Origin of the sequence: Streptomyces sp. NPDC001852 (assembly GCF_042891825.1) — a bacterium.
In the GTDB taxonomy this organism is placed as follows: domain Bacteria; phylum Actinomycetota; class Actinomycetes; order Streptomycetales; family Streptomycetaceae; genus Streptomyces.
In genome coordinates this window covers 396,224-421,523 of the sequence record NZ_JBIATN010000004.1, presented here as the reverse complement: position 1 = coordinate 421,523, position 25,300 = coordinate 396,224, and the positions used below count along the sequence as shown (strand labels likewise).

General features: G+C 72.5%; 25 protein-coding genes and 1 riboswitch. Of the genes, 8 read left to right on the top strand and 17 right to left on the bottom strand.

The window, feature by feature from the left end; genetic code table 11:
- Positions 1-216 precede the first annotated feature (216 nt).
- The 7 genes from ACFYZB_RS09955 to ACFYZB_RS09925 are packed head-to-tail and all read right to left on the bottom strand — an operon-like array spanning position 217 to position 4,957.
- A complete protein-coding gene (locus ACFYZB_RS09955) occupies positions 217-681 on the bottom strand; it encodes a PH domain-containing protein (protein ID WP_388756388.1) in 465 nt (154 codons plus the stop codon).
- A gap of 15 nt (positions 682-696) precedes the next feature.
- A complete protein-coding gene (gene hisG, locus ACFYZB_RS09950) occupies positions 697-1,545 on the bottom strand; it encodes an ATP phosphoribosyltransferase (RefSeq protein ID WP_388756385.1) in 849 nt (282 codons plus the stop codon).
- 54 nt (positions 1,546-1,599) lie between these two features.
- On the bottom strand, positions 1,600-1,872 hold the full coding sequence (locus ACFYZB_RS09945) for a phosphoribosyl-ATP diphosphatase (protein WP_023552153.1): 273 nt from the start codon (positions 1,870-1,872) through the stop codon (positions 1,600-1,602).
- Positions 1,873-1,906: 34 nt separating this feature from the next.
- Entirely contained in the window at positions 1,907-2,392 is a 486-nt protein-coding gene (gene ribH / locus ACFYZB_RS09940; RefSeq protein WP_351211503.1) for a 6,7-dimethyl-8-ribityllumazine synthase, read from the bottom strand.
- A 23-nt stretch (positions 2,393-2,415) separates the two neighbouring features.
- On the bottom strand, positions 2,416-3,705 hold the full coding sequence (locus ACFYZB_RS09935; RefSeq protein WP_388756382.1) for a bifunctional 3,4-dihydroxy-2-butanone-4-phosphate synthase/GTP cyclohydrolase II: 1,290 nt from the start codon (positions 3,703-3,705) through the stop codon (positions 2,416-2,418).
- Positions 3,702-4,352, bottom strand: a complete 651-nt coding sequence (gene pnuC / locus ACFYZB_RS09930) for a nicotinamide riboside transporter PnuC (RefSeq protein ID WP_388756380.1) — start codon at positions 4,350-4,352, stop codon at positions 3,702-3,704. The genes ACFYZB_RS09935 and pnuC overlap by 4 nt, the downstream gene beginning before the upstream one ends.
- A complete protein-coding gene (locus tag ACFYZB_RS09925) occupies positions 4,349-4,957 on the bottom strand; it encodes a riboflavin synthase (RefSeq protein ID WP_351211509.1) in 609 nt (202 codons plus the stop codon). The genes pnuC and ACFYZB_RS09925 overlap by 4 nt, the downstream gene beginning before the upstream one ends.
- Before the next feature lie 156 nt (positions 4,958-5,113).
- A riboswitch (FMN riboswitch) is annotated at positions 5,114-5,244 on the bottom strand.
- Between the two features lie 270 nt (positions 5,245-5,514).
- Between ACFYZB_RS09925 and ACFYZB_RS09920 the strand changes: the two genes are divergently transcribed.
- From ACFYZB_RS09920 to ACFYZB_RS09910, 3 genes are all read left to right on the top strand, one after another.
- On the top strand, positions 5,515-6,405 hold the full coding sequence (locus tag ACFYZB_RS09920; RefSeq protein WP_388756378.1) for an RNA polymerase sigma-70 factor: 891 nt from the start codon (positions 5,515-5,517) through the stop codon (positions 6,403-6,405).
- A 104-nt stretch (positions 6,406-6,509) separates the two neighbouring features.
- On the top strand, positions 6,510-7,253 hold the full coding sequence (locus ACFYZB_RS09915) for an SDR family oxidoreductase (protein WP_388756376.1): 744 nt from the start codon (positions 6,510-6,512) through the stop codon (positions 7,251-7,253).
- 24 nt (positions 7,254-7,277) lie between these two features.
- The gene (locus ACFYZB_RS09910) at positions 7,278-7,502 is read left to right on the top strand and encodes a DUF5958 family protein (protein WP_388756373.1); all 225 of its coding nucleotides are present in this window, start codon (positions 7,278-7,280) and stop codon (positions 7,500-7,502) included.
- A 65-nt stretch (positions 7,503-7,567) separates the two neighbouring features.
- On the opposite strand, the gene ACFYZB_RS09905 is transcribed toward ACFYZB_RS09910, so the two are convergent.
- Entirely contained in the window at positions 7,568-8,833 is a 1,266-nt protein-coding gene (locus ACFYZB_RS09905) for an ROK family transcriptional regulator (protein ID WP_388756370.1), read from the bottom strand.
- Positions 8,834-8,961: 128 nt separating this feature from the next.
- Here ACFYZB_RS09905 and ACFYZB_RS09900 point away from each other — a divergent pair, with 128 nt between their 5' ends.
- The gene (locus ACFYZB_RS09900; RefSeq protein ID WP_388756368.1) at positions 8,962-10,176 is read left to right on the top strand and encodes an MFS transporter; all 1,215 of its coding nucleotides are present in this window, start codon (positions 8,962-8,964) and stop codon (positions 10,174-10,176) included.
- On the opposite strand, the gene ACFYZB_RS09895 is transcribed toward ACFYZB_RS09900, so the two are convergent.
- Together ACFYZB_RS09895 and ACFYZB_RS09890 are read right to left on the bottom strand one after the other, a co-directional pair.
- On the bottom strand, positions 10,136-10,594 hold the full coding sequence (locus tag ACFYZB_RS09895; RefSeq protein ID WP_388756366.1) for an acyl-CoA thioesterase: 459 nt from the start codon (positions 10,592-10,594) through the stop codon (positions 10,136-10,138). The two genes, ACFYZB_RS09900 and ACFYZB_RS09895, sit on opposite strands and share 41 nt — an antisense overlap.
- Before the next feature lie 80 nt (positions 10,595-10,674).
- Positions 10,675-11,931, bottom strand: coding sequence for an alginate lyase family protein (locus ACFYZB_RS09890; protein ID WP_388756364.1), 1,257 nt, complete (start codon positions 11,929-11,931; stop codon positions 10,675-10,677).
- A 146-nt stretch (positions 11,932-12,077) separates the two neighbouring features.
- Between ACFYZB_RS09890 and ACFYZB_RS09885 the strand changes: the two genes are divergently transcribed.
- The 3 genes from ACFYZB_RS09885 (at position 12,078) to ACFYZB_RS09875 (ending at position 15,355) form a co-directional block, all read left to right on the top strand.
- On the top strand, positions 12,078-13,469 hold the full coding sequence (locus ACFYZB_RS09885) for a uracil-xanthine permease family protein (protein ID WP_388756361.1): 1,392 nt from the start codon (positions 12,078-12,080) through the stop codon (positions 13,467-13,469).
- 171 nt (positions 13,470-13,640) lie between these two features.
- Positions 13,641-14,354 carry a DUF5995 family protein gene (locus tag ACFYZB_RS09880; RefSeq protein ID WP_351211527.1) on the top strand — a complete coding sequence of 238 codons (714 nt, stop codon included), beginning with the start codon at positions 13,641-13,643 and terminating at the stop codon, positions 14,352-14,354.
- 71 nt (positions 14,355-14,425) lie between these two features.
- Entirely contained in the window at positions 14,426-15,355 is a 930-nt protein-coding gene (locus ACFYZB_RS09875; RefSeq protein WP_388756358.1) for an LLM class F420-dependent oxidoreductase, read from the top strand.
- Positions 15,356-15,395: 40 nt separating this feature from the next.
- Here ACFYZB_RS09875 and ACFYZB_RS09870 read toward each other — a convergent pair whose 3' ends face one another.
- Together ACFYZB_RS09870 and ACFYZB_RS09865 are read right to left on the bottom strand one after the other, a co-directional pair.
- Positions 15,396-17,093 carry a flavin monoamine oxidase family protein gene (locus ACFYZB_RS09870; RefSeq protein WP_388756355.1) on the bottom strand — a complete coding sequence of 566 codons (1,698 nt, stop codon included), beginning with the start codon at positions 17,091-17,093 and terminating at the stop codon, positions 15,396-15,398.
- A gap of 70 nt (positions 17,094-17,163) precedes the next feature.
- Positions 17,164-17,961 (bottom strand): carbon-nitrogen hydrolase family protein, encoded by a 798-nt coding sequence (locus ACFYZB_RS09865; protein WP_388756353.1) that lies wholly within the window; start codon positions 17,959-17,961, stop codon positions 17,164-17,166.
- Positions 17,962-18,286: 325 nt separating this feature from the next.
- Here ACFYZB_RS09865 and ACFYZB_RS09860 point away from each other — a divergent pair, with 325 nt between their 5' ends.
- Positions 18,287-18,868, top strand: coding sequence for a Repetin (locus tag ACFYZB_RS09860; protein ID WP_388756351.1), 582 nt, complete (start codon positions 18,287-18,289; stop codon positions 18,866-18,868).
- A gap of 302 nt (positions 18,869-19,170) precedes the next feature.
- Here the strand turns inward: ACFYZB_RS09860 and ACFYZB_RS09855 are convergent, their stop codons facing one another.
- The 5 genes from ACFYZB_RS09855 to ACFYZB_RS09835 all read right to left on the bottom strand — a co-directional run bounded on the left by ACFYZB_RS09855 (position 19,171) and on the right by ACFYZB_RS09835 (position 25,297).
- Positions 19,171-19,551 (bottom strand): DUF742 domain-containing protein, encoded by a 381-nt coding sequence (locus ACFYZB_RS09855; RefSeq protein WP_351211537.1) that lies wholly within the window; start codon positions 19,549-19,551, stop codon positions 19,171-19,173.
- A 7-nt stretch (positions 19,552-19,558) separates the two neighbouring features.
- Positions 19,559-19,984: a roadblock/LC7 domain-containing protein gene (locus ACFYZB_RS09850; protein WP_351211539.1), complete on the bottom strand. Its 426-nt coding sequence runs from the start codon at positions 19,982-19,984 to the stop codon at positions 19,559-19,561.
- Positions 19,974-22,652 (bottom strand): nitrate- and nitrite sensing domain-containing protein, encoded by a 2,679-nt coding sequence (locus ACFYZB_RS09845; protein WP_388756347.1) that lies wholly within the window; start codon positions 22,650-22,652, stop codon positions 19,974-19,976. The genes ACFYZB_RS09850 and ACFYZB_RS09845 overlap by 11 nt, the downstream gene beginning before the upstream one ends.
- A 93-nt stretch (positions 22,653-22,745) precedes the next feature.
- A complete protein-coding gene (locus tag ACFYZB_RS09840; protein WP_388756345.1) occupies positions 22,746-24,212 on the bottom strand; it encodes an HAD-IA family hydrolase in 1,467 nt (488 codons plus the stop codon).
- A 14-nt stretch (positions 24,213-24,226) separates the two neighbouring features.
- The gene (locus ACFYZB_RS09835; RefSeq protein ID WP_388756343.1) at positions 24,227-25,297 is read right to left on the bottom strand and encodes an ABC transporter ATP-binding protein; all 1,071 of its coding nucleotides are present in this window, start codon (positions 25,295-25,297) and stop codon (positions 24,227-24,229) included.
- Positions 25,298-25,300: the final 3 nt, after the last annotated feature.

Here is a 25,300-nt window from a genome sequence, read left to right as displayed (position 1 = left end):
ACGATCCGTCCATCGCTGGAGGGAGTCACTCCTCGGGTAGCAGGAACCCCTGTGCACCGGGCGGTGTCCAGGGGCGGAGGCGCAGCGAAAGGGCCTCCGCCACCAGATTAATCAAGACATGGGCCACTCGGGCAGGGTGGGCGACCCCGAGTCAGCCCCGATCCGTCCCCGAGGCCGCCCTGATCTGCCTCGAGTCCGCCCCCGATCCGCCCCGGCTCAGCCGTCGCCTTCCACCGGATGGGCCGCGGCACGGGCCTCGGCGAGGGCCCGCAGGGCCTGCGCGTCGGCGATGGCGCGCTGCTTGGCGAGGCCCGGCTGGATGCCGAGCGCGGGCAGGCTGGTGCCGTCGCTGAGGTTGAGGAACACCCAGGGATCCCCCGGCCGGAGGTTCACCTGGACGATCTCCGCCCACTCCAGGCGCCGACTGCCGGCGATGTTGACCACGGTGACGCCGGACTCGTCGGCGACGACCTTCACCCGGGCCAGCCGGGCCAGCACCCAGAAGATCAGCGCCCCGGTGACGACGAAGCTCGCCCGCTCCGCCGGGCCGAGCTGCTCCAGCAGCATCGCGACCCCGGAGATGGTCAGGAAGATCGCGACACCGGCGGTGAGCAGGATCACTCGGGTGTGGCCCGGCCGGAAGGTGACGGGAAGGGCGGGAGGGACAGGGGTGGTGGACATCTCGGTGCGCACCCCTTACAGGCGGCAGGCGTGGATGGCCGTGGTGAGGATGGCGCGGGCGCCGATGGCGTAGAGGTCGTCCATGATCCGCTGCGCCTCCTTGGCGGGGACCATGGCGCGCACCGCCACCCAGCCCTCGTTGTGCAGCGGGGAGACGGTCGGGGACTCCAGGCCGGGGGTGAGCGCGACGGCCTTCTCCAGCTGCTCGACGCGGCAGTCGTAGTCCATCATCACGTACGTCCGCGCGACCAGGACGCCCTGCAGGCGGCGCAGGAACTGCTGGACCTTCGGTTCCTCGCCGTCGGTGCCGGTGCGGCGAATGACAATGGCCTCGGACTTCATGATCGGCTCGCCGAAGACCTCCAGGCCGGCGTTGCGCAGGCTGGTGCCGGTCTCCACGACGTCGGCGATGACCTCGGCGACGCCCAGCTCGATGGCGGTCTCCACGGCGCCGTCGAGGTGGACGACGGAGGCGTCGACGCCGGCGTCCGCGAGGTGCCCGGCGACGATGCCCTCGTAGGAGGTGGCGACCGTCTTGCCCTTGAGGTCCTCGATGCCGTTCGCGGTGCCCGGCTTGGCGGCGAAGCGGAAGGTGGAGCGGGCGAAGCCGAGCGGCAGGATCTCCTCGGCGTCGGCGCCGGAGTCGATCAGCAGGTCGCGGCCGGTGATGCCCATGTCGAGGCGGCCGGAGGCAACGTAGATCGCGATGTCGCGGGGGCGGAGGTAGAAGAACTCGACCTCGTTCTCCGGGTCGACGATCCGCAGCTCCTTGGACTCGCGGCGCTGCTGGTAGCCGGCCTCATGCAGCATCTCCGCCGCAGGGCCGGACAGTGAACCCTTGTTGGGGACGGCGATGCGCAGCATGAGGTCGGCTTCCTTTGCGTGAAGGGGTTTTCTACGGCTCTTGCAGCAGGCGGGTCACAGGTGGGCGTAGACGTCGTCCAGGGAGATCCCGCGGGCGACCATCATCACCTGGACGTGGTACAGCAGCTGGGAGATCTCCTCGGCGGCCGCCTCCTTGCCCTCGTACTCGGCGGCCATCCAGACCTCGGCGGCCTCTTCGACGACCTTCTTGCCGATGGCATGGACCCCCTTGCCGACCAGCTCTGCGGTGCGGGAGGTGGCGGGGTCGCCGTGGGCGGCCTTCTGCTGGAGCTCGGTGAAGAGCTCCTCGAACGTCTTCTTGGACATGGTGGTGCTTACCCTACGCGGTCCACCCGGTGCCTCAGTGCCAGGGTTCGGATACTGAGCGGAGCGTCGCCGCGGTCGCGAGCGCCGCGGTCACCGCCTCGTGGCCCTTGTCCTCGTTCGAGCCCTCCAGGCCGGCCCGGTCCAGGGCCTGCTCCTCGGTGTCACAGGTGAGCACGCCGAAGCCGACGGGCACGCCGGTCTCGATGCTGACCTGGGTGAGGCCCTGGGTGACGCCCTGGCACACGTAGTCGAAGTGGGGGGTGCCGCCGCGGATGACGACACCGAGGGCGACCACGGCGTCGTAACCGCGACCGGCCAGCACCTTGGCAGCGACCGGGAGTTCGAAGCTGCCCGGGACCCGGATCAGGGTCGGCTCGTCGATCCCCAGTTCGTGCAGGGCGCGCAGCGCGCCGTTCACCAGACCGTCCATCACCTTCTCGTGCCACTGTGCCGCGATGACGGCGACCCTCAGGTCACTCGCGTTGCGTACGGACAGCTCCGGTGCACCCTTGCCGCTCACGTGTCTCCTCAGTGCTTTCTTGCTTACTGGTCGTTGCAGGCCGCCACGGCGGGCGTGTCCAGCCAGGGCAGGTCGTGCCCCATACGGTCGCGCTTGGTGCGCAGGTAGTGCAGGTTGTGCTCGCCGGCCTGGACGGGCATCGGCTCGCGGCCGGTGACCTTCAGGCCGTGGCGCTCCAGCGCGTCCGTCTTGTCCGGGTTGTTGGTCATCAGCCGGACGCTGCGCACGCCGAGGTCGGCGAGGATCCGGGCGCCGGCGCCGTAGTCGCGGGCGTCGGCGGGCAGGCCGAGTTCGAGGTTGGCGTCCAGGGTGTCGCGGCCGCGCTCCTGCAGCTCGTACGCCCGGAGCTTGGACAGCAGCCCGATGCCGCGTCCCTCGTGGCCGCGCAGGTAGACCACGACTCCCCAGCCCTCCTGCTGGATGCGCTGCAGGGCGGTGTCCAGCTGGGGGCCGCAGTCGCAGCGCAGGGAGCCGAAGACGTCTCCGGTGAGGCATTCGGAGTGGACGCGGACCAGGACGTCCTCGCCGTCGCCGATCTCGCCGTGGACGAGGGCGACGTGTTCGACGCCGTCGGCGGTGGAGCGGTAGCCGTAGGCGGTGAAGGTGCCGTGCCGGGTGGGCAGGCGGGTCTCGGCCTCGCGGCGGACGGTGGGCTCGCTGCTGCGGCGGTAGGCGATCAGGTCCTCGATGGAGATGATCGTCAGGCCGTGCTTGCGGGCGAACGGGATCAGCTCGGGCAGGCGGAGCATACGGCCGTCCTCGCCGGCGATCTCCACGATGGCGCCGGCCGGGCGCAGGCCCGCGAGCCGGGCGAGGTCGACGGCGGCCTCGGTGTGGCCGTTGCGGGCGAGGACGCCGCCGGGCTTGGCGCGCAGCGGGAAGATGTGGCCGGGGCGGACGAAGTCCGTCGGCTCCGCCGTGCCGCTCGCGAGGAGCTGAAGGGTCGTCGCTCGGTCGAAGGCCGAGATGCCGGTGCTCACACCGTGAGCGGCGGAGGCGTCCACGGAGATGGTGAACGCGGTCTTCATCGACTCGGTGTTGTCCTGGACCATCTGCGGCAGCCGCAGCCGGTCCAGTTCCTCGCCCTCCATGGGGGCGCAGATGAGTCCCCGGCACTCGCTCATCATGAAGGCGACGATCTCGGGGGTCGCCTTCTCGGCGGCGATGACGAGGTCGCCCTCGTTCTCCCGGTCCTCGTCGTCCACGACGACGACGGGGCGGCCTGCCGCTATGTCGGCGATGGCCTGCTCGACGGGGTCGAGCCCGAAGCTCTCGAGGGCGTCCGTGGCGTACAGGGGCAGTGCCGAGGTCATGCCGGGGCTCCTTCCAGGACGGGCTGCGGGCTCCGGCGGGAGCGCAGCCACCAGTCGCGCATGCCCCACAGGACGAGTGCGCCGTAGATGACGTAGACGAAACCGGAGAAGGCGTAGCCGTTGGCGAAGTTGAGGGGGACGCCGACGAGGTCGACCAGCAGCCAGGCGATCCAGAACTCGACCATGCCCTTGGCCTGGGCGTACATGGCGACGACGGTGCCGACGAAGATGTAGGCGTCCGGCCAGGGGTCCCAGGACAGCGACGGGTAGGCCGTGAAGAGCAGGGCCACCGCGACCGTGCCGGCGGCGGCCGCGCCGAGCATCGCCGCGCGCTCGCGCCAGGTGGCGAACCGGGGGACGATGTGCCCGTCACCACCGTCTTCGGCTCGGCCCTTGTTTCGGTTCCACTGCCACCAGCCGTACAGGGCGACCGCCATGACGACGACCTGCTTGCCGGCGCTGCCGGCCAGGTGGCCGTAGAAGGCGATGAACAGGACGAGACCGGAGAGGAACTGCACGGGCCAGGTCATCAGCGAGCGGCGCCAGCCGAGGACGAGGGTGATCAGGCCGAGGATGTTGCCGGTCATGTCCGACCAGATGATGCGCTGTCCGAAGAGGGTGAACGCCTCTGAGTTCAGCCAGTTCACTTGCCGGCTCCCTGGACACGGTCGCCGAGGAGCCGCTCGACGTACTTGGCGACGACGTCGACCTCGAGGTTGACCGGGTCGCCGGGCTGCTTCACGCCGAGCGTGGTCAGGCCGAGGGTGGTCGGGATGAGGCTGACGGTGAAGTGGTCGGGGCCGGCGTCCACGACCGTGAGGCTGATGCCGTCGACGGTGATGGAGCCCTTCTCGACGACGTAGCGGGAGAGGTCGGCCGGGAGGGAGATCTTCACGATCTCCCAGTTCTCGGAGGGCTTGCGCGCCAGCACCTCGCCGGTGCCGTCGACATGGCCCTGCACGATGTGGCCGCCGAGACGCGCGCCCACGGCCATGGGGCGTTCGAGGTTGACGCGGGAGCCGACGGTGAGGGCACCGAGGCTGGAACGCTTCAGGGTCTCCGCCATCACGTCGGCGGTGAACTCGTCGCCCTCGTGCTCCACGACGGTGAGACAGACCCCGTTCACGGCGATGGAGTCGCCGTGCTGCGCGCCCTCGGTCACGACGGGTCCGCGGAGCCGGAAGCGGGAGGCGTCGCCGAGGTTCTCGACGGCGGTGACCTCACCCAGCTCTTCGACGATTCCGGTGAACACTTCCCGGGTCCTCCTGCCTCTTCGGGCACGGACTCCGGGGCCTGTCGATGACGACAGAATGTACGGGTGAGCACGCCGGGGCGACGCCGAAAGAGGCTCGCCCGCGCACGGACAAGCCCAGATACGGCGACGCGCACAGGTAGATGTGCCCGCCCGCCGCGCACTGCCTCCCATCCGGACTTTAACCGTCGGTCCAGGAATTTCACCTGGTCAACCGGCCGCTGGAAGCGGCCGGGTCGCGGACTGTAACCGCCGGTTCGGACTTTCACCGACCCCGGAGTGCGCTGCTTCTGGTACAGGGCCAGTGTGCCACGCCGGGCGGCACTCCAGACAGGCGGAGGGTGTGGGTTCCCTCACAGCGCGTGCCGTCACCCTTGCGCGGTGCGGTCGATCCGCACAACTGCCGGAGACCGGGGGCGGATTGACCTTTGATCCGGACCGTTGACCACTCTGGTCTAGTCCTTTTATGGTGCGGGCGGGTCCGGTGGCGGTGACGACGGCCCTTGCCCGCCGCCGGGCCGTCCGAACGCCGCCGAGCGTCTGGCAGGCTGAGGCGCATGACGCCAGCGCCGCCCGCCGACGAGTTCGAGTCCCACCGGCCCCGCCTGTTCGGCCTGGCCTACCGCCTGCTGGGCTCCGCCCACGAGGCGGAGGACGCGGTGCAGGACGCGTATCTGCGGTTCAGCGGCGCCGACCGGGCGGCGATCGAACACCCGGGGGCATGGCTCGCCAAGGCCGTCACCAACCTCTGCCTGACCCGGCTGACCTCGGCCCGGGCGCGGCGCGAGGAGTACCCCGGGACCTGGCTGCCCGAGCCGGTGCTCACCTCCGACGGAACGCTCGGTCCGCTGGAGTCCGCGGAGCGGCGCGAGCAGGTCTCCATGGCCCTGCTTGTCCTGCTGGAGCGGCTGACGCCGACCGAGCGGGCGGTGTACGTGCTGCGCGAGGCGTTCGGTTACGCCCACCGGGAGATCGCGGACGTGCTGGGCCTGGGCGAGGCCAACTGCCGTCAGCTGTACCGGCGGTCGGTTGCCCGGGTCGCGGCGCCGGAGGGGCGCTTCGAGCCGGCGCCGGAGCGGCAGGAGGAGCTGCTCAGGTCCTTCCTGACGGCGGCCCGCGAGGGTGATCTGGCCCGTCTGGAGAAGATGCTCGCGGCGGACGTCACCTACTGGGGCGACGGCGGCGGCAAGGTGTCCGCGGCCCGGCGGCCGGTCGAGGGACGCGACAAGGTCGTGCGCTTCCTGGTGGGCGGGGCCGAGCGGTTCACGGGCGGCCTGGACATCGCGGTGGCGGAGGTCAACGGCGCGAGCGCGCTGGTCGCGTGGGCGGGCGACGTGCTCGCCGGGGTGGCGTCCTTCGAGCTGCGGGACGGGCTGATCACCCATGTGCGAACGGTGATGAACCCGGACAAGCTTGCCTACATGCGACGGCAGCTGACGCGGTCGTAGCCGAGCCGTCCCGGGGCTTGTCACATTCCACGGGGGCTGCGTGGTCCCAGCCGACGAAGGTGTTCCGACCCGGGGCACCCGGAGTCCGAAGGGACAGCAACAGCATGACCACGATCCTGGTGACCGGCGGGACCGGCACGCTCGGCCGGTGTGTGACTCAGCGGCTGCGGACGGAGGGGCACGAGGTGCGGGTGCTCAGCCGGCACACGGAGCCGTACGCCGTCGATCTGCGCGTGGGCGGGAGCGCTCTCGACGCCGCGCTGGCCGGCGTGGACACCGTGGTGCACTGCGCGACCACGCAGCGGGGCGGGGACGAGGCCTCCGCCGATCACCTGATCGCGGCGGCCCGGCGGGCCGGAGTGGGGCATCTGGTCTACATCTCCATCGTCGGCGTCGACCGGGTGCCGCTCGCGTACTACAAGACCAAGCTGGCGGTGGAGCGTCGGATCGAGGAGTCGGGGCTCGGCTGGACCGTCCTGCGCACGACCCAGTTCCACGACCTGCTGGTCACGATCCTCGGCGGCCTGGCCAAGCCGCCGGTCATGCTGGTCCCGGCCGGGGTCCCGGACCAGCCGGTGGAGGTGACGGAAGTCGCGGACCGCCTGGCCGAGCTCTCGCTCGCCGTGCCGGCCGGGCGGGTGGCGGACATGGGCGGTCCCGAAGTGCGTTCGCTGGACTCGCTGGCCCGCGCGTACCTCCGCGCGACCGGGCGGCGCCGGGCGGTGGCACAGGTGCCCCTGTTCGGCCGGACCTACCGTGCCTGCCGCGAGGGGGGCCTGCTGACGCCGGAACTGGCGGTGGGGAAGACGACGTTCGAGGAGTACCTGGGGCGCCGCTTCGGTGGCTGAGGGAACGGGCGCGAGGGGGACGGCGTGGACGAGCGGGCGTTGATGCTCAACCAACTCGCCCAGGGACTACGGCCGGTGCCGGCGGGGATCGCCTGGTTCGGGGGTCTGGACGCCGAGGAGCAGTCCGCCGTCTTGCGGGATCTGCGCCCCTTCTGCGTCCAGGCCCGCGCCACGCGCGAGGACGCCCTCACGGACGCGCGCCGGCGGGAGCGGTTCTGCACCGTCGCAGTCACTCCTGGCACCGGTTGACCGGCGTGCCCGAGCCTGCGGTCGGATGAGCGGCGGCGGGTGGTTCGCTGCCGTCCGGTGTGCCGTCAGGTGCGGTCCTGCGGTGCGAACAGGGCGTCCTGGGCACGGTCGCGGGCGGTCAGGAGGGCGCCGCGCAGGACGGCCGCGCCGCCGAGGGTGCTCGCCCGTACCTCCGTGAGCAGGGGTGACATACGCCGCAGCCGCTCCTCCACGAGCCCGGCGAGCACCGCGCCGCCCGCCTGCCCGGCCTCTCCGCCGAGCACCACACAGCCGGGGTCGAGCACGGCCACCACGGACGCGGCGCCGATGGCGATCCGGTCGGCGAGGGCGTGGAGGAAGCGCTCGGCGGAGCGTGGCGCGCCCGAACCGGCTGAGCCGACGGGCTGTTCCGCACCTGGGCGAGCAGCACCAAAATCGCCGCCCTCCCCCGCCGCCTCCGCCACGGCCTCCCGGATCACCACCGCCGTGCCCGGTCCGTCCAGCGCGGCCGGTACCGGCAGGCCGTGCCGCGCCGCCAGGGCGCCGATCGCCGCCGCACCGGCCAGCGAGTGGAAGCCTCCGTCGCAGTCCCGCGCCGAGGGCAGCGCGTGTGTGCCCGGAACCGGCAGGAAGCCGATCTCGCCCGTGCCGCCCGAGGCGCCGCGGCGGAGGGTGCCGTCGAGGACGACCGCCGCGCCGACGCCATGGCCCAGCCAGAGCAGGACGAAGGTGTCCCGGTCACGGGCGACGCCCTCGCGCTGTTCGGCCAGGGCCGCGAGGTTGGTCTCGTTCTCCACGGTGACGCGCGACCCCGGCAGCCGCTCCTGCAGCGCGGCGACCAGGCTTCGGTGCCACTCGGGCAGGCCCCCGGAGTCGCGAAGGTCGCCGGTGGCCGGGTCGATGAGGCCCGGTGCGCCGATGCCGACGGTGTGCAGCCGGTCCGCCCCGGCCTCCTTCGCGGTCCGTTCCACCGCGGCCACCGCCTGCTCCACGGCGGGACCGGTCCCGGTGTCGCCGCCGATCGGCACGGACGCCTCGGCCAGCACCCGTCCGACCAGGTCGGAGACCAGCACGAGGACACCGCCGGTGCGGACGTCGAGCGCGGCGAGATGGGCCCGGTCCGCGACGATGCCGTAGAGCCGGGCGTTGGGACCGCGGCGCTGCTCGCCGGACTCGCCGACCACCGTGATCAGCCCGGCGGCGGTGAGCCGGTCCACGAGGTCGGCGACCGTCGGCCGGGACAGCCCCGTCAGCTGCTTCAACTGCCCGGCCGTGAGCGGGCCTTCCTGCTGCAGCAGGCGCAGGGCCAGGCGGTCGTTGATGGCCCGGGCGGTGCTGGGTGATGCGGGCATGACGGGCATCCTTCCAGATCGACGCGCCGGGGATCGCCGTCGGCGGCCGTAGAACCGTCTATCTATCAGGCAGGGTCCCTGATAGTTTACGGCGCATGCCGCAGCGGCGACCCTGGGGAGGGACGGACATGAGTGACGTGGGATACGCCCGGAGAGAAGTGAGGCGCGCCCGGTACGCCGTGGCGGCCGTGTTCGCCGTGCACGGCGCCGTGACCGGCTCCTTCGCCACCCGGGTCCCCTGGATCCAGGACCACGCCTCGCTGGGCGCGGGCCAGTTGGGGTTCGCGCTGGCCTTCACGGCGTTCGGCGCCTCCTGCGCGATGCCGCTGGCGGGACGGATCAGCCACCGCTTCGGCAGCCGTACGGCCCTGCGCGGCCTGCTCGCGCTGTGGACGCTCTGCCTGGTCCTGCCGTCCCTCGCGCCGAACCTGTACACCCTGTGCCTGGCGATGTTCACCTACGGCGCCAGCGCGGGCATGGCCGACGTGGCGATGAACGCGCTCGGCGTGGAGATCGAGCGGCTGCTGGACAAGTCGATCATGTCGGGGCTGCACGGCATGTGGAGCGCGGGCGCGCTGATCGGCTCGGCCGCCGGCACGCTCGCGGCGCACCTGGGCTCCGACGCCCGGCTGCACTTCTCGCTCGTCTCGGCCGTGCTGACCGCGCTCGGACTGGTGGCCTGCACCTGGGTGCTGGACCTGCAGCCGGCCGACGACGAGGAGCCGCCGCCGCGGTTCGCGCTGCCGCCGCGCTCGGCGCTGCTGATCGGCACGGTCGGCTTCTGCGCGGTGTTCGCGGAGGGCGCGAGCCTGGACTGGTCGGCGGTGTTCCTGCGGGACCGGCTGGGCAGCTCGGCCGGGGTGGCCGCGGCCTGCACGACCGGCTTCATGCTGGCGATGGCGCTGGCCCGGATCGCCGGGGACGCGGTGGTGAACCGGTACGGCGCGGTGCGTACCGTGCGGGCGGGCGGCGTCCTGGCCGTGCTCGGGGGGCTGCTGATCGTGTTCGCCGGGCATCCGACCGTGGCGACGGCCGGGTTCGCGCTGATGGGACTCGGCATCGCGGTGGTCGTACCGCTGTGCTTCGCGGCGGCCGGGCACGCCGGGCCCAACCCCAGCCAGGCCATCGCCGGCGTGGCGACGATCACCTACACGTCCGGCCTGATCGCGCCGAGTCTGATCGGCGGGGTGGCCCAGGCGACCAGCCTGGTGGTGTCGTTCTGTGTGGTGACGGCGCTGGCCTGCGGGCTCGCGGTGTTCGCGGGCGTGCTGCGCAGCGCCGAGCGGGGCAGCCGGGCCGAGGTCAGCCGGCCGGCCGCAGCAGTTCCCGACCCGCGGCCCTGAAGGCATCGGTCCACGGCGTCGGCCGCAGGGTCGACGCGTCCAGCCGGACCAGCACCCGGGTGCCCTGGGCATGGGTCCGCGCCCCGTCGGCCGAGCAGAAGCGGAAGCCGTAGGTCAGACCGGTGGTGCCGAGCCGGTCGAGCCAGAGATGGACGCCGTAGACGCCGGGGCCGGTCACCGGCGCCTCGTAGCTGATGCGCAGTTCGCGGACCGCGTTGCAGGCGTCACCGGCCGCGTGCCAGTCGCCGTCGAAGCGGATGCCGTGCTCGCTCCACAGCTCGGTCCAGGCGCGCTCGACCAGCAGCGGGTAGCGGGCGTTGTGAAGGAGCCCGAGCGCGTCGAGGTCGTCGAAGTGCACGGTGACGGGGATCAGCCGGCCGTAGGAGACGGCGGGTGCGATCGGGGCTTCGGCGGTCACGGGGACGGGCTCCTGAAACTTCGCTGCTGGGACCGATCCATACTAAGCGACCGCTCAGGAGCCCCGTCCGGGGGCCGGGGTCAGCCCGCCATGGAGTCCAGTTGCTCGGCGGCGGGCCGCAGCGCCCACAGGTCTCCGCCGGGCGGTGCCTCCAGCCTCGCCACGGCCGCCCCGGCCGCGGTGTCCCCGGCGTCGGCCGCCGCGTGCACGACATCGGTGGCCGCGTACCGGTGGAACTCCAGTTCCGGATGCGGCCACGCGGCGGCCCCGGTCGCGGCCGGCAGCAGACAGCCGACCGCCTTGAACAGACTCTGGCCGTCCGGACCCCGGTACGACCACAGGTTCACGCCTACGTGCCGGCCGATGGCCGCGAGCCGGGTGTAGGCGACCAGGTCGAAGGTGGAGTAGTGCCAGCTGCGGGTCCGGGCGAGTTCCCGGGGCTGGCTGCCGTCGGCCGCGATCTGCGGGTCGATCCGCTTGGCGCGCGCGTCGAGCACGGTCCGCCGAACCAGGGCGGTGTCGCCGGTGGCGTAGGCGAGGGCGGCGAGCTGCATGTCGTAGAAGGTGCCGTGGTTGTTGGCGGCCGCGCCCTCCTGCTTGCCGAAGTCGCTGTTCTTCAGCCAGTCCAGGAAGTCGGCGTTCCACCGGCCCATCGCGGTGCGGTCCTCGGCGCTCCAGCCGGGGGCGCCGGCGGCCAGGATCGCCTGGGCGTCGAGGACGCTCGTGTACGACTGGGAGAAGTCGATGATGCCGATGGCCCGGCCGTCGTACGCGCACGGGATGAACTGGGCGTGCTGCAGGTCGGGGTTCATCCGGGTGGCCGGGTCCAGGAACCAGGTGCGCAGGATCTGCCCGGCCTTCTCGGCGTAGGCGGCTTTGCCGGTGTAGTACCAGGCGAGCGCGAGGTCGTACGTCGAGCCGAAGACCTTCTCGGCGTCCTGCCGGTCCGTGCCGCTGTCGACCTCCGGGTTGCGCTGCCCGTCGCGCTGGACGTACGGACAGCCCCAGGGGTTGTCGGCGGTGGGTGTGGCCGTGGGCCACCAGTAGGGGGCCTGGCTCAGGTACTCGTGGACGTCACCGCCGGGTGCGGGCCTCGGCTTGTCGACGACCGTCCAGGGGCCCTGGTCCAGCCAGGTGTCGGCGCGGGCGGTCAAGTCCCGCAGTGCGCGCCGGAGTCGGGGGTCGTGGCCCAGGCGGGCGCGGGTGCGCTGGAGGCGGCCGCCGTCGAGCACGGCGGTCCTCGGGGCCTTGGGCGCGGCGTGCGCGGACGGCACCAGCAGGGCCCCGAACGTCACCACCGCGGCCAGCAGCACGGCCGTACGGGATCTTCCACTCATCGAGCACTCCGAATCTGCGTCCGACGATCAGTCTGATCAGACATGTGAACCGAGTTCATGAGTAGGGCCGTGCGAGCGTAGAACCGCTCGTCACCCGTGACAATGGTTCGGACCGTCTTCACATACGCAAGAAAGCGAAACCGCACATGGACCTCGGCGTGCGCTGGAAACTGCACGGCGACGGGCGCACGCCCGCGCCCGGAGCGGTGGTACGCCCCGACGAACGGCTCTCCTGGCCCCGCACGGTGGGCCTGGGCGCCCAGCACGTGGTCGCGATGTTCGGCGCGTCCTTCGTCGCGCCCGTGCTGATGGGCCTCGACCCGAACCTCGCCATCATGATGTCCGGCGTGGCGACCGCGATCTTCCTGCTCGCCACCCGCGGCAGGGTGCCCAGCTACCTGGGCTGTTCCCTGTCGTTCGTCGGTGTGGCCGCCGTCATCCGCGCACAGGGCGGCACGAGCGCCACGGTGACCGGCGCGGTGTTCGTCGTCGGCGTGGTGCTGTTCCTGGTGGGGCTCGCGGTGCAGCGCTTCGGGGCGAGGATCATCCACGCGGCCATGCCGCCGATCGTCACCGGCGCCGTCGTCATGCTGATCGGCTTCAACCTCGCCCCGGTGACCGCCTCCACCTACTGGCCGCAGGACCAGTGGACGGCCCTGCTGGTCATGCTGTTCACGGGGCTGGCCGTGGTCTGCCTGCGCGGCTTCTGGTCCCGTATCGCGATCTTCCTCGGGCTGGTCTTCGGCTACGGCATCTCCTGGGCGTTCGACCGGATCTTCGGCAGGATCCACTCCATGAGCCCGAGCGGCCAGGTCACCGACCACTGGCGCCTCGACCTCTCCGGCGTCTCCAAGGCGCACTGGATCGGCCTGCCGCACTTCCACGGGCCGACGTTCCAGTGGTCGGCGGTCCTGGTCGCGCTGCCGGTCGTGATCGCGCTGGTCGCGGAGAACACGGGCCACATCAAGGCGGTCGGCGAGATGACCGGCGACCCGCTGGACGACAAGCTCGGTACGGCGATCTCGGCGGACGGCTTCGCGTCCATGCTGTCGACCGCGGTGGGCGGCCCGCCGAACACCACCTACTCGGAGAACATCGGTGTGATGGCGGCGACCCGCGTCTACTCCACCGCCGCGTACTGGGCCGCGGCCGGCTTCGCCCTGCTGTTCGGCGTCTGCCCGAAGTTCGGGGCCGTCGTGGCCGCGATCCCGGGGGGTGTCCTCGGCGGCATCACCGTGATCCTCTACGGCATGATCGGCCTGCTGGGCGCCCAGATCTGGCTGCACGCCAAGGTGGACCTGCGCAACCCGCTGAACCTGGTGCCGGCCGCCGCGGGCATCATCATCGGCGTGGGCAATGTCGGCCTGAAGTTCACCGGCACCTTCTCGCTGAGCGGCATCGCCCTCGGCACCCTGGTCGTCATCACCGGCTACCACGCGCTGCGCGTCTTCGCGCCCGCCCATCTGAAGCAGCAGGAGCCGCTGCTGGACGAGGGCACCTCCGCCTACGACGAGGAGGCTCCGCGCGCCAAGTCGTAGGCGTACGACGGCAGAGACGCCCCCCCCGGCGGCGCCCTGGCGATCGAGCACCTGGGAGTCGGGGGGCGGTACAGGAGCGGTGACACGGGACCCCGCGGTCCGTTCCCCCGTTCCGGCGATGTCTCCGGCCGGTCGGCACGCCCTTCGGCCGGGGGCTGGGACCCTTCCCCCATGGCGCAGTTGGAACACTTCACCACTCCCGTCGACGCGGTCGTCTCCCGTATGCGGGCCCTCGGCGCGGCGCTGCCCGAGCGGGACGGTGTCGCCGTGTTCAACCGCGTCTACCTCACCGTCACCGAGGAGATCGGCCGGCGCCTGGACGGCGGGGAGTTCCCGGACCCGAGGGGCGCGGTCGCGCTGGACGTGCGGTTCGCCGAGCGCTACCTGGCGGCGGTCGACGCGGTGGCCGCGGACCGCCGTCCGCCCGCCTGCTGGCGTCCGCTGTTCCAGCTCCGCCGCCATCCCGGGGTACGGCCGGTGCAGTTCGCGCTGGCGGGCATCAACGCGCACATCGGGCACGACCTGGCGCTCGCCGTGGTGGACGCCTGCCGCACGCTCGGCTGCGAACCACCGGACCTGGAGGACGAGTTCGACCGCGTGGGTGAGCTCCTCGTGTCGCTGGAGGAGCGGATCCGCGAGGATCTGATGCCGGGACCCGATCTGCTCCAGCTCGCCGACCCGCTCACCCATCTGCTGGGCTCCTGGAGCCTGGAGCGGGCCCGCGACGCGGCCTGGGCGGCGGGACGGGCCCTGTGGGCGCTGCGCCACTGCGCCGGGATGGCCGAGGAGTTCGCCGAACGGCTGGACGCGGCGGTGGGGTTCGCGGGTCGGATGCTCCTGACGCCGCTCGCCGGCGGAACCTGGCCGGATTCCGCCCCTGCGTGAGCCGCCTTCGGAACACCCCGTGATCGCCGCACGTTCCCCCGGCAGGCATCCGATGGCAGAGGAGCAGCGGTATGGCGACCCGGCTCGGTCTGAGTCTTCCCCAGATGCGGCAGTACTCGATCGGCACGGACGTGCCCGCGGTGGCGCGCGCCGCCGAACGGATCGGCTACGACAGCCTGTGGGTCTTCGAACGGGCCCTGTTCCCCGAGCCCGCCACCCAGGGTCTGTACGGCATCGAGGGCCTGCCCTGGCCCGACCAGTACCGGAACGTGGCGGATCCGCTGGTGACCCTCACCCTGGCCGCGGCGGCCACCGAGCGGGCGGAGCTGGGCTCCAGCGTGCTGGTGGCGCCGCTGCACGTGCCGTTCCAGCTCGCGAAGGCCCTGGCCTCGCTGGACACGGCGAGCGGGGGCCGGGTGATCGCGGGCTTCGGCACCGGCTGGTCCGTGGACGAGTACGCGGCCTCGGGCGTCCGGCCGATCGCCGAGCGCGGCGCGGTCCTGGACGAGATCATCGCGCTGTGCCGGGCCGTGTGGGGTCCGGATCCGGTCGTCCACGACGGGCGGTTGGCCAAGATCACTTCGGCCGTGGTGGGCCCCAAGCCCGCCCGGCCGATCCCGGTGCTGCTGGCGGCGAGCAACGAGCGGGCCTTCCGCAGGCTCGTCGACCATGCCGACGGCTGGCTGCCCGCGGGGTTCAGCGCGGAGGGAGTCGGCGCACAGTGGCGGCGACTGCGGGAGCTGGCCGAGGAGCGGGGCCGTACGAAGCCGATCCGGACGGTGCTGCGGGTGAACGCCGACCGCCGGGCGAAGCCGTACGACGGGGCGGACCGCCGGCCCTTCCAGGGCGATGCCGACCAGATCGTGGCGGACCTCGTGGAGTTCGCCGGCATCGGCCTGGACGAGATCCTCATCGACCTCCAGGGCACCGCTCGGGACGCCCAGGAGCTGACGGACGTCGCCGCCGAGGTGTTTGAAAAGGCGCGGGCGGCCGGAGTCTGAGTCCGGCCGCCCGCGCCTTGGTCCTTGCTCGCTCTGCTGGTCAGTCCTCGGGCAGCTCCACGGGGGCGATCTCGTCGTACAGGTCACCCGGGCCGGGGTTGGCCGGGTCGGTCTGGCCGCCGAAGTGGTGCATGACGCCCCAGACCGCGTTCAGCGCGGTCTGGATCGCGCCCTCGGCCCAGCCGGCCGTCCAGGAGATGTCGTCGCCGGCGAGGAAGATGCCCCGCTTGTCCTCGGGCAGCCGGTCCTGCATGAAGTGGGTGAACAGGCGCCGCTGGTAGCGGTAGTGGCCCGGCAGATTGGCCTTGAACGCGCCCATGAAGTAGGGCTCGTTCTCCCAGGAGACGGTCACCGGGTTGCCGATGATGTGCTTCCTGATGTCGACCTTCGGGTAGATCTCGCCGAGCGACTTCAGCATGACCTCCATCCGCTCGTTCGCGGACAGCGGCAGCCACTTCAGGCTGTCGTCGCACCAGGTGTAGGACAGGCAGATCACGGCCGGCTTGTCCGGGCCGTCGTCCAGCAGGTAGGTGCCGCGGGTCATGCGGTCGGTGAGCGTCATCGACATGACGTCCCGGCCCGTCTCCTCGTCCTTGTCCAGCCAGAACGGCCGGTCGACCGGGACGAAGAGCTTCGAGGACTCCATGTAGTGGGTGCGCTCGATCGCGGTCCAGTGGTCGATCGGGAAGAGCGAGTCGTCGCAGGCGATCTTGGACAGCAGCATCCAGGACTGGGCGGTGAAGATCGCCGCCTTGTAGGTGCGGATGTCGCCGTTCGCGTCCGTCACGGTGATCTGGTTGCCCGCGGTGCGGTGCAGCCGGGTCACGGCCGGGCGCGGCTCGCCGTCCACGTGCAGGGACTTCAGCGAGGTGCCGTACGGCCAGTGGACGATCTTCTCGGGCTCGCGCTCCCACAGGCGCAGCGGCAGCTGCTGGGAGCCGCCGACGATGCCGCGGTGGTGGTCGTCGGCCTCGGTGTAGACGACGCGGAGGATCTCCAGGATGGAGTTCGGGAAGTCGGTGTCCCAGCCGCCGGTGCCGAAGCCGACCTGGCCGAAGATCTCGCGGTGCCGGAAGGACTTGAAGGCCTCGGAGTCGCAGAGGAAGCCGTAGAAGGTCTGGTTGTCGAGCTTCTCGACCAGCTTGGCCCAGATCTCGCGGATGCGCGGGACGTCCCGCTCGCGCATGGCGCGGTTCATGTCGGAGAAGTCGGCACCCTCGTCGAGGCACTTGTTCCAGGCCTCGGCGACGTCCCGGTAGACCTGGGGCAGGTCGTCGATGGTCTCGGCGTAGTGCGACTCGCCCTTGAGATCCACGACGGTGGACGGGGTCGCCTCGGCGAGCGGGTTCGGGAAGGGCTTGGTCTCCAGGCCCACCATGTCGATGTAGTGCTGGAGGGCGGTGGAGGACGGCGGGAAGCGCATCGCGCCCAGCTCGCAGCCCAGCGACTCGTCGCAGCCCTCGAAGCCGACGGTGCGCAGCCGGCCGCCGATCTGGTCGGCCTCGTACACGACGGGCTTGAGGCCCATCTTCATCAGCTCGTACGCGGCCACGATGCCGGACAGACCGCCGCCGATGACCGCGACCTCGGTGCCGTGCTCGGTCGCGGGTATCTGGCCGAGGCCCGCCGGGTGGGCGAGGAAGTCGTCGTAGGCGTAGGGGAAGTCCGGGCCGAACATGGTGATCGGCGGCTGCTGCTCGTCGGTGTGCTCGACGGCGTTGGGCACCATGGACGTCATGGGGTACGGACTCCTTGCGCGAAAGAACTCGGGGGGAAGTTCAGGAAGTTCGGGAAGTTCGGGGGAAGGCTCAGGGGTTTTGGGTCAGGGACCCGTACAGACCGGGGCGGCGGTCCTCCAGGTACGGGTTGCTCTCGCGGGAGGCGGCCAGGAAGGCGGGGTCGGCGTCGGCGTACACCAGCTGCTCGGCGCGGCCCGCCCGGGCGCGGGCGACGCCGTCGGGACCGGCGAGGACGGACAGCCCGACGAACTCGAACTCCCCCTCCTGACCGACCCGGTTGACGTACGCGACGTACATCTGGTTCTCCCAGGCGCGCACCGGCACCAGGGACTCGGCGACGAACTGGAAGGGGTGCATCTGCGCGGTCGGGACGACGAGGAGGTCGGTGCCGGCCAGGGCGTGGGCGCGCACGTTCTCCGGGAACTCGACGTCGTAGCAGATCATCAGGCCGACGGTGAGGCCGTTCAGCTCGGCCTGGACGACCGGCTGCTCGCCCGGCGTGAAGTGGTCGCGTTCGAAGCAGCCGAAGAGGTGGGTCTTGCGGTAGTTCGCGAGCCGGGTGCCGTCGGCGGAGATCAGCTGGACGGAGTTGTACACGGTCTGGCCGTCGCGCTCCGGGTAGCCGTAGGCGATCGCCAGGCCGTGCCGGTGGGCCAGCTCGGCGATCGCGTCCGCGCTGTCGCCGTCGGCGGGCTCGGCGAGGCGGGCGATGTCGTCGCCGATCGCGTACCCGGTCAGGAACATCTCCGGTGCGGCGAGCAGCGCGGCGCCCGCGGCGGCGGCACGGCCCGCGGCCTCGTCGAGGACCTTGAGGTTCTCGGCGATCGAGCCGGGGCGGCCGGAGCTCTGGAGCAGGGCGGTGCGCATGCGGGTCCTCACCGGAAAGTGGCTTTGGGGTGGTCCCCGACGTTTTTGGGGGCCACGAAGAAGGTACGGTCGGCGCGCTCGGCCGGACAAGAAGGAGCCGTTGCGCGCCCGTGCGCGGTTCGTTGCGTGGAGCGCGGGCCGGGCGGCGATTCGTTGCGCGCCCACGGGTCCGGTTCCCCGTCCTCCCCGAGGCGCAGGTCCCGGCCGGGGTTCCCCGCCGGACGGGGGAGGTGAGGTCCCGTCCCTGGAGCGATGTGCGGGCGGGCCGCCGCCGGGAGAGTGGTGATCGTTCCGGTCACGCCCTTGACCTGCGGAAAGGACCGCCATGAAGCCAGTGATGAAGCGCCGTACGAAGATCGTCGCCATGTCTGCCGCCACCGCCCTGCTGATCCTCACCGGGGCCGCCGGGGCGGCGGTGGCCTCCGGAAGCGGGGCGCACGCCCCCCAGCGGGAGGTCACCGCGCAGCGGGAGGCCGCCGCGCTGACCGGTACGGCCAAGCTGTACCGGTCGGCGGGGGACGACATCACCTTCTCCTTCGACGCGCATCTGGCGGCGAAGGACACCATGGACCCGCGCAGGGCCACGGGCACCTTCCGGTTCAGTCACTACCTGCACGGCCGGGGAGCCTGGGCCGAGGCCGAGGTCGACTGCCTGGTCACCGGCGGCGAGGTCGCCGTCGTCTCCGGGGTGATCACCGCCTCCGACCTGCCGGGGGCGAAGGGCAAGCGGGTCGGGGTCACGGTCCACGACCTGGGCCGGCACGACCGGCTGGGCTACAGCTGGGCGGGGGTCGGCAGCCCCACGGACACCAAGGACCTGCCGCCGTGCGTGTCCTCCGCGCCCTTCGAGAAGGTGAAGCAGGGCACGGGTGACTTCAAGGTCGTGCCCTGGCGGCCGGAGCTCTAGTCCGGCTACTTGCCGGTGCCGGCCGGGTCGACGGTGATGGCCGGGCCGCTGCCGTCCGTGTGTGCGGGAGTGGGTCTCGTTCGGCGAGGTCACGACGAGGCCGGTGAAGGTCTCGCCGCTGCCCCCGGAGTTGTTCGGCGGGTAGTGCAGGGTGAAGCGGGTCTCCGCACCCGGGCCGGAGGACGGGGAAGCGGAGCTCTGCGGGCTCGGAGCGGAACTGCTCCATGAGCGCCCGGCCGCTGTTGATGCGTTCCGATCAACACGCTCATCGACCGGGTCCCGTACGAGGCTGTGACAAACGCCTAGATCTCCCGCAGCCGTTCCACGATCTCCCGCAGCAGCCCCGGGTCGGCGGCCGGGCCGCCGGCCGGGTGGCGGCGGGGCTCGTCGATACGGATCAGGCCCGCCTCGGCCAGGTCACCGAGCAGGACCCGCAGGACGGTCAGGGGCAGGTCGGCGTCCGCGGCCAGTTCCACCACGGGACGCGGGCCGCGCCGGATCAGGTCGAGCAGGGCGGCGCGGGCATGGTCGACGCCGGGTCCCGGTGCGTCGGCTTCCAGCGCGGTGACCCGGGACATCAGGTCGATGGCGTGCGCGCCCGCGGGCCGCGTGCGCCCGCGGGTCACCGTGTAGGGGCGCACCATCGACCCGGTCTCGTCCTCGTACCAGTGCTCGTCGCTCACCGCGGGATCATCTGGGGGTGCGGGCGGCCGCGTCCAGGTGGTGGCCCAGGCGGCGGACGAGCAGGGCCATTTCGTGGGCGAGCTGGCCCACGTCGGTGCCGGCCTCGCTGAGGACGGCGAGCCGGCTGCCGTGCCCGGCCGGGGTGATGAAGAGGTAGCCGTCGTCGAGCATCACCATGGTCTGCCGCACCTCGCCCGCGGCGAACCGCTCCCCCGCCGAGCGGGCCAGGCTGTGGAAGCCGGAGCAGACGGCGGCCAGGTGCTCGATGTCCCGCCGGCGCATCCCGTCCGAGCTGCTGAGCGGGAGGCCGTCGGCGGTCAGCAGCACGGCCTGCCGGACGTGCTCGGTGCGCGCCACGAGGTCGTCCAGCAGCCAGTCGAGCGCTCCGCTGGACTCGGCGGGCCGTTCGGGCTGCTCTTCGTCAGCGGGCATCGTCGGTGTCCGTCCCTTCGTTGGCGTGGGTGGGCACGGTGTCGTTGATCGCGTCGTCCGGGCGGTCGGGGGCGGGGGCGGGTACGGGTGCGTGGGGGCTGGTCGCGCCGTTCCCCGCGCCCCTGGGGGACTGCTGTTCCGTCGGCTGTGCCGCAGCGGTGCCGCGAGTCGCCGGCAGGCCCCTGCGGCCGCGGTCGAGGCCGCGCTGGAAGGCCCCGAAGACCGTCCGCATCTCCTCGGCGTCGATCTCGCGCTCGGGTGCGGTGTCGTGCTGCGGCGGTTCGTCCCGCAGCTCCCGGACCAGCGAGGCCTGCCGGGTCCGGGTGGGCAGGGCGGGCGGGGACACCGACGACTCGGACACGGCCTCGGGGGCGGCCGGGGAGGACGACCGGTCACCCGCCGGCAACTCGGGCTCGGCCCCGGGTGCGGGCACGGACCGGGACGGCAGGAGGCCTCGCGTCGGCGGCTCGGGCTCCGGCGGGGGTGCGGAACCGGTCCCCGGGCCGGGAGCAGCCGCAGTCGTCGGGCTGTCCGGCGGCAGCTCGCGTACCGGTCCCGGATCGGGGACGGCCCGAGAGGACGGCCCCTCCCCCGGCCCCGGCTCGGACACGGGCCCCGTACCCGGCGCGGGCACGGACGCGAGCCGGTTCCGCGTGGGCGATTCACCGGCGGGCGTGCCCTGCGGCTCACCCGGCGTGGACCCAGCCGCCCGCTTCCTGGACGGCAACTCGCGTACGGCCGCGCCCGGTTCGCGCGGCCCCACCTCGGCCAGCACCCCCTCCGGCAGCAGGACCACCGCCGTCGTGCCGCCGTACGGCGAGTCGCCGAGGGTGACCTCGATGCCGTGGCGGGCGGCGAGGCGGCCGACGACGTAGAGGCCGAGTCGGTCGTGGCGGGTCGGATCGAAGGCGTCGGGGTCGGTGAGGGTGGCGTGGGCCCGGGCGCGGGCTTCGTCGTCGAGGCCGAGCCCCCGGTCGTCGATCTCCAGCACGAACCCGCTGCCAACCCGCCCGGTGCGCAGGGTGACCTGGGTGTGCGGCGGCGAGAACACCGTGGCGTTCTCGAGGAGTTCGGCGATCAGGTGCACCACGTCGGCGACCGCGTCCGCCGCGACGCCGAGCTCCGGCATCGGCGGCACCGCCACGCGCGCGTAGTCCTCGATCTCACCGACCGCCGAGGCGACGACGTCCGCGATCGGCACGGGCCGGCGCCAGCGGCGTCCGGGCGCGGCGCCGGAGAGGATGATCAGGCTCTCCGCGTGCCGTCGCATGCGCGTGGTCAGGTGGTCGATGCGGAAGAGCTCACGCAGCACGTCGGGATCGTCGGTGCGCCGTTCCAGGGTGTCGACGAGCTTGAGCTGTCGGTGCACCAGCGCCTGGTTGCGGCGTGCGATGTTGAGCAGTACCGCGAACAGGCCGCGGCGCAGGGTCGCCTGCTTGACGGCGGCCTCGACGGCGGCGAGCCGCGCGGTGTTGAAGGACCGGCCGACCTGAACGATCTCGTCGTCGCGCCCCTCGTCGGCGGCCACCGGTGGCGCCTCCGCCGCCGCGTCCACTTCCTCACCGGCACTCAACCGGCGCATGACATCGGGGAGCTGATGCTGCGTCAGCAGGTCGGCCGCGTCCCGCAGGGTCTCCAGGCGCCGCGAGATGCGCCGAGCGCCGCGCACCGCGAACCACAGCGAAAGACCGGCGGCGGCGAGCCCGACCACGCCGACGACGGCCGCCTTGGTCAGCTCCCGGTAGGCGAAGGCCCGTCCGCGTGCCGCGGAGTTCTCGGCGGACCGCGTGCACAGCTCCATGTACCGCTTGACGGCCCGGTCGGTGGTGGACCGCCAGGTGTCCGCCGCGACCGCCTTCCCGGCGCCCGTGGCCCCGGCCCGCAGCAGCGCGTCCTCGCCGCGCACCAGCGAGCCGTACAGGTCCCCGCGCTGGAAGTCCTCGAACAGCGCACGCGAGTCGGCGGGCAGGTCCGGCACGTACGTCCGCTGGAATACCCGCCGGTCCTCGATGGTCGCGGTCAGCGTGTCGTACTGCCGGTCGGTCAGCGCGCCGGCCGCCCGCGCTCCGGCGACCAGCGCGTCCTCCCGCGAGACGAACTCCCGTACCCGTACCAGCTCGATGACGACCTGCGCCTCGCGGGCGAGCTGCCCGGCCTGGAGGGCGGTGAGCGTGGACTGCACGTCGAAGCCGGGCTCGACCAGCGCGCTGTAGGCGTCCACGGCCCGGTCCCAGGTGATGTGCCGGGACAGCACCAGCGAGCGCAGCCCGTCCAGTTTCCCGGTGGCCGCGTCCATGGTGTCCAGCGCCTGCCGCTGCCGGGCCGTGAGCCGACTGCGGTCGCCGCCCCGGATCGCCTGCCGCATGGCGTCCACGGCCCGGTCGGTACGGCGCTGTTGTTCGAGCAGCTGACCGGCCGTGTCCGTGTCGAGGCGGGCGCCCAGGTAGGCGGCGGACATCCGGCGCTCGATCTGGATCTGCCCGACCGCGGTGTCCACGGGGGTGCCGAAGTCCTCGTACACCCCCTGGAGCCGGATCAGCGCGCGCGTCTCGCCGGTGACGGACCACATGGCGAAGCTCCACAGCCCCATCAGCGCGACGGCCGGGGCGAGCGCGAGCGCCACGATCCGCGCGCGGACGGTGGTGGGACGGCCGAGGGGCCAGCGCATGGGGTACCTGCCGGGTTACCAGTCAGTAGAGAGCGCGGCACAACCTACGGGATGATCACCAGTGCCGCAATGGTGACCTGCGGTAACCCGGGGTCACGTCCTGGTCAAGGCGAACGTGGTGACGACCGCCGCGTGGTCGGAGGGCCAGTCGTTGTCCGCGACGTCGGGCCAGGGCCGCGGGCGGCCGGTGACGAGGGTCCGCGCGTCCCGCACGGTCAGGCCGCGGTGCAGGACGTAGTCGATCCGGTCCTGCGGCTCGGGCCGTCCGCTGCCGTCCTCGTGCACCGGGTGGATCGGCGACCAGGTGTGGCCGGGCTCGGCCACGGGGTCCGGGTGGGCCTCCCGGTAGGAGTCGGCGAAGCCCGCGTCCTCGGCGGCCTTGGTCACCGGCCAGGCCACGTCCGGCCAGTCCAGGTGGGAGGGGCAGTTGAAGTCGCCGACGAGGACGACCGGGACGCCCCCGCCACAGGAGTCGGCGATGCGGTCCAGGGCGTCCCGCATCTGGCTCAGCCGCAGCTCCTCGTGGGCGATCAGCTCCCGTGCCGGCAGCCCGTCGAAGACGGACTCGTAAGGGCCGTACGGCGTGTAGTGCAGATGGGCGGTCCACACGTCCACCTCGCGGCCCGGCGCCACGGCGATCCGGACGCCCGCGGCGCCGTAGAAGCCGACGTCGGGGTCGCCGAAGCGGGCGGTGATGGGGTGACGGCTGATGACGCCGAGGTTCTCGCCGGCCCGGTGGTGGTGCCAGCCGAGCGCCTCGGCGAGCTCCTGGGCGGCGGTGCCGCCCGTCTCCTGGAGTCCGACCACGTCGGCGCCGCTCTCCAGGATGACCTTGAGCTGCTTGGCCCGGTGGTCGTCGACCTCGCTGCCGCCCAGCCACAGGTTCCAGCTCATGACCCGCAGTTCGGGCCCGACCATCCGCCGCAGTTCCTCGACCGTCACCCCGGTGAGGCTGTCCCGCAGGGTCCGGCCGGGCGCGGTGCCGATCGGCGCGAGGGACGGTACGGCGAGTACGGCGCAGCCGGCGGCCTCGGCGGACGCGACGCCGGTCTCGGTGTCCTCGACGGCCACGCAGGCCGCGGGGTCGACGCCGAGGGCCCGGCAGGCGGCCCGGTAGGGGTCGGGGGCCGGTTTGGTGCGGACGGTGTCGTCGGCGGTGACGGAGGCCGCGAACCGGTCGGCACCGAGGGCGTCGAGCACGACGTCGGCGACCGCGCGCGGAGACGCGGTGACCAGGGCGGCGGGGACACCGGCGGCGGCCAGCGCGTCCAGCAGCTCCAGGGCGCCGGGCCGGGGCACGATCCCGGTGCGGACGCGCGCGGCGAACTCGCGGTGCAACTCGGCCGCGAGGTCGGCGGCCGGCCTGCCGTCGGCCGCACCGAGCCAGGCTGCGGTGTGCTCGACCGGGCGGCCGAGCACATCGGGCTGGTCGGCCTCGGTCAGCGGGCGCCCGGCGACCTGCTCGACCGCCTCCCACCACAGCCGCTCGGTGTCGACGAGCGTGCCGTCCATGTCGAACAGAACGGCCTGCAGCGGGAATTGAGAGGTGTGGGGGGTCACGTTCGGGTCAGTCCTCACTTCTGGATGCGTTCGGCCACGAGCACCGGCCGCTCGGGCAGCGACGCCTCGACGGCGGTTCCGGCGCCGAGCCCGGTGGCCTCGTGGGCGGGCAGGTCGGCCTTGGCCTCGGTGCCGTCGGCGAGCCGTACGGTGACCCGGACGACCGCGCCGAGGAAGGCGGTGGCGACGATCCGGGCGGTGCCCTGCTCGTCCGGGCGCACCTGTACGGCCTCGGGCCGCACCAGCACGTCCACTTCGCCGTCGGACACCTCGCCGTCGGCCGGCAGCCGCTGCCCGAGCACCTCGACGGCGCCGTCCTTCAGCACGCCCGGGATCCGGCTCATCGTGCCGACGAACTCGGCGACGAAGGCGGTGGCGGGACGGCCGTACAACTCGGCCGGTTCGGCGCACTGTTCGAGGCGGCCGGCGCGCATGACCGCGACCCGGTCGGCGATCGACAGAGCCTCTTCCTGGTCGTGGGTCACGAACAGGGTCGTGATCCCCAGCTCCTGCTGGAGGCGGCGGATCTCCTCGCGGAGGGTGAGCCGCACCTTGGCGTCCAGCGCGGACAGCGGCTCGTCGAGCAGCAGCACACGCGGGCGCAGGGCGAGGGCGCGGGCCAGAGCGATGCGCTGCTGCTGGCCGCCGGAGAGCTGGTGCGGATAGCGCTCGCTCTTGTCGGCGAGGCCGACCAGTTCCAGCAACTCGGCGGCACGGGCGCGCCGTTCGGCCGTACGGACGCCGCGCATGCGCAGTCCGAAGGCGACGTTGTCGAGGGCGTTCAGATGCGGGAAGAGGCTGTACGACTGGAACACCATGCCGGCGTCGCGGCGGTGGGCCGGCACGTGCGTGACGTCCTCGCCGTCCACCATCACGGCGCCGGAGTCGGGGTGTTCGAAGCCGGCGAGCATGCGCAGCGCGGTGGTCTTGCCGCAGCCGGAGGGGCCGAGCAGGGCCAGGAACTCTCCCGGGCGGACGGTCAGGTCGAGCCCGTCGAGGGCGACGGTGGCGCCGAACTCTCGCCGCAGCGAACGGAATTCGACGGTGGCGGCCTGGGTGCGGGTCTCGGGCAGGGTGGCGGTCATGTA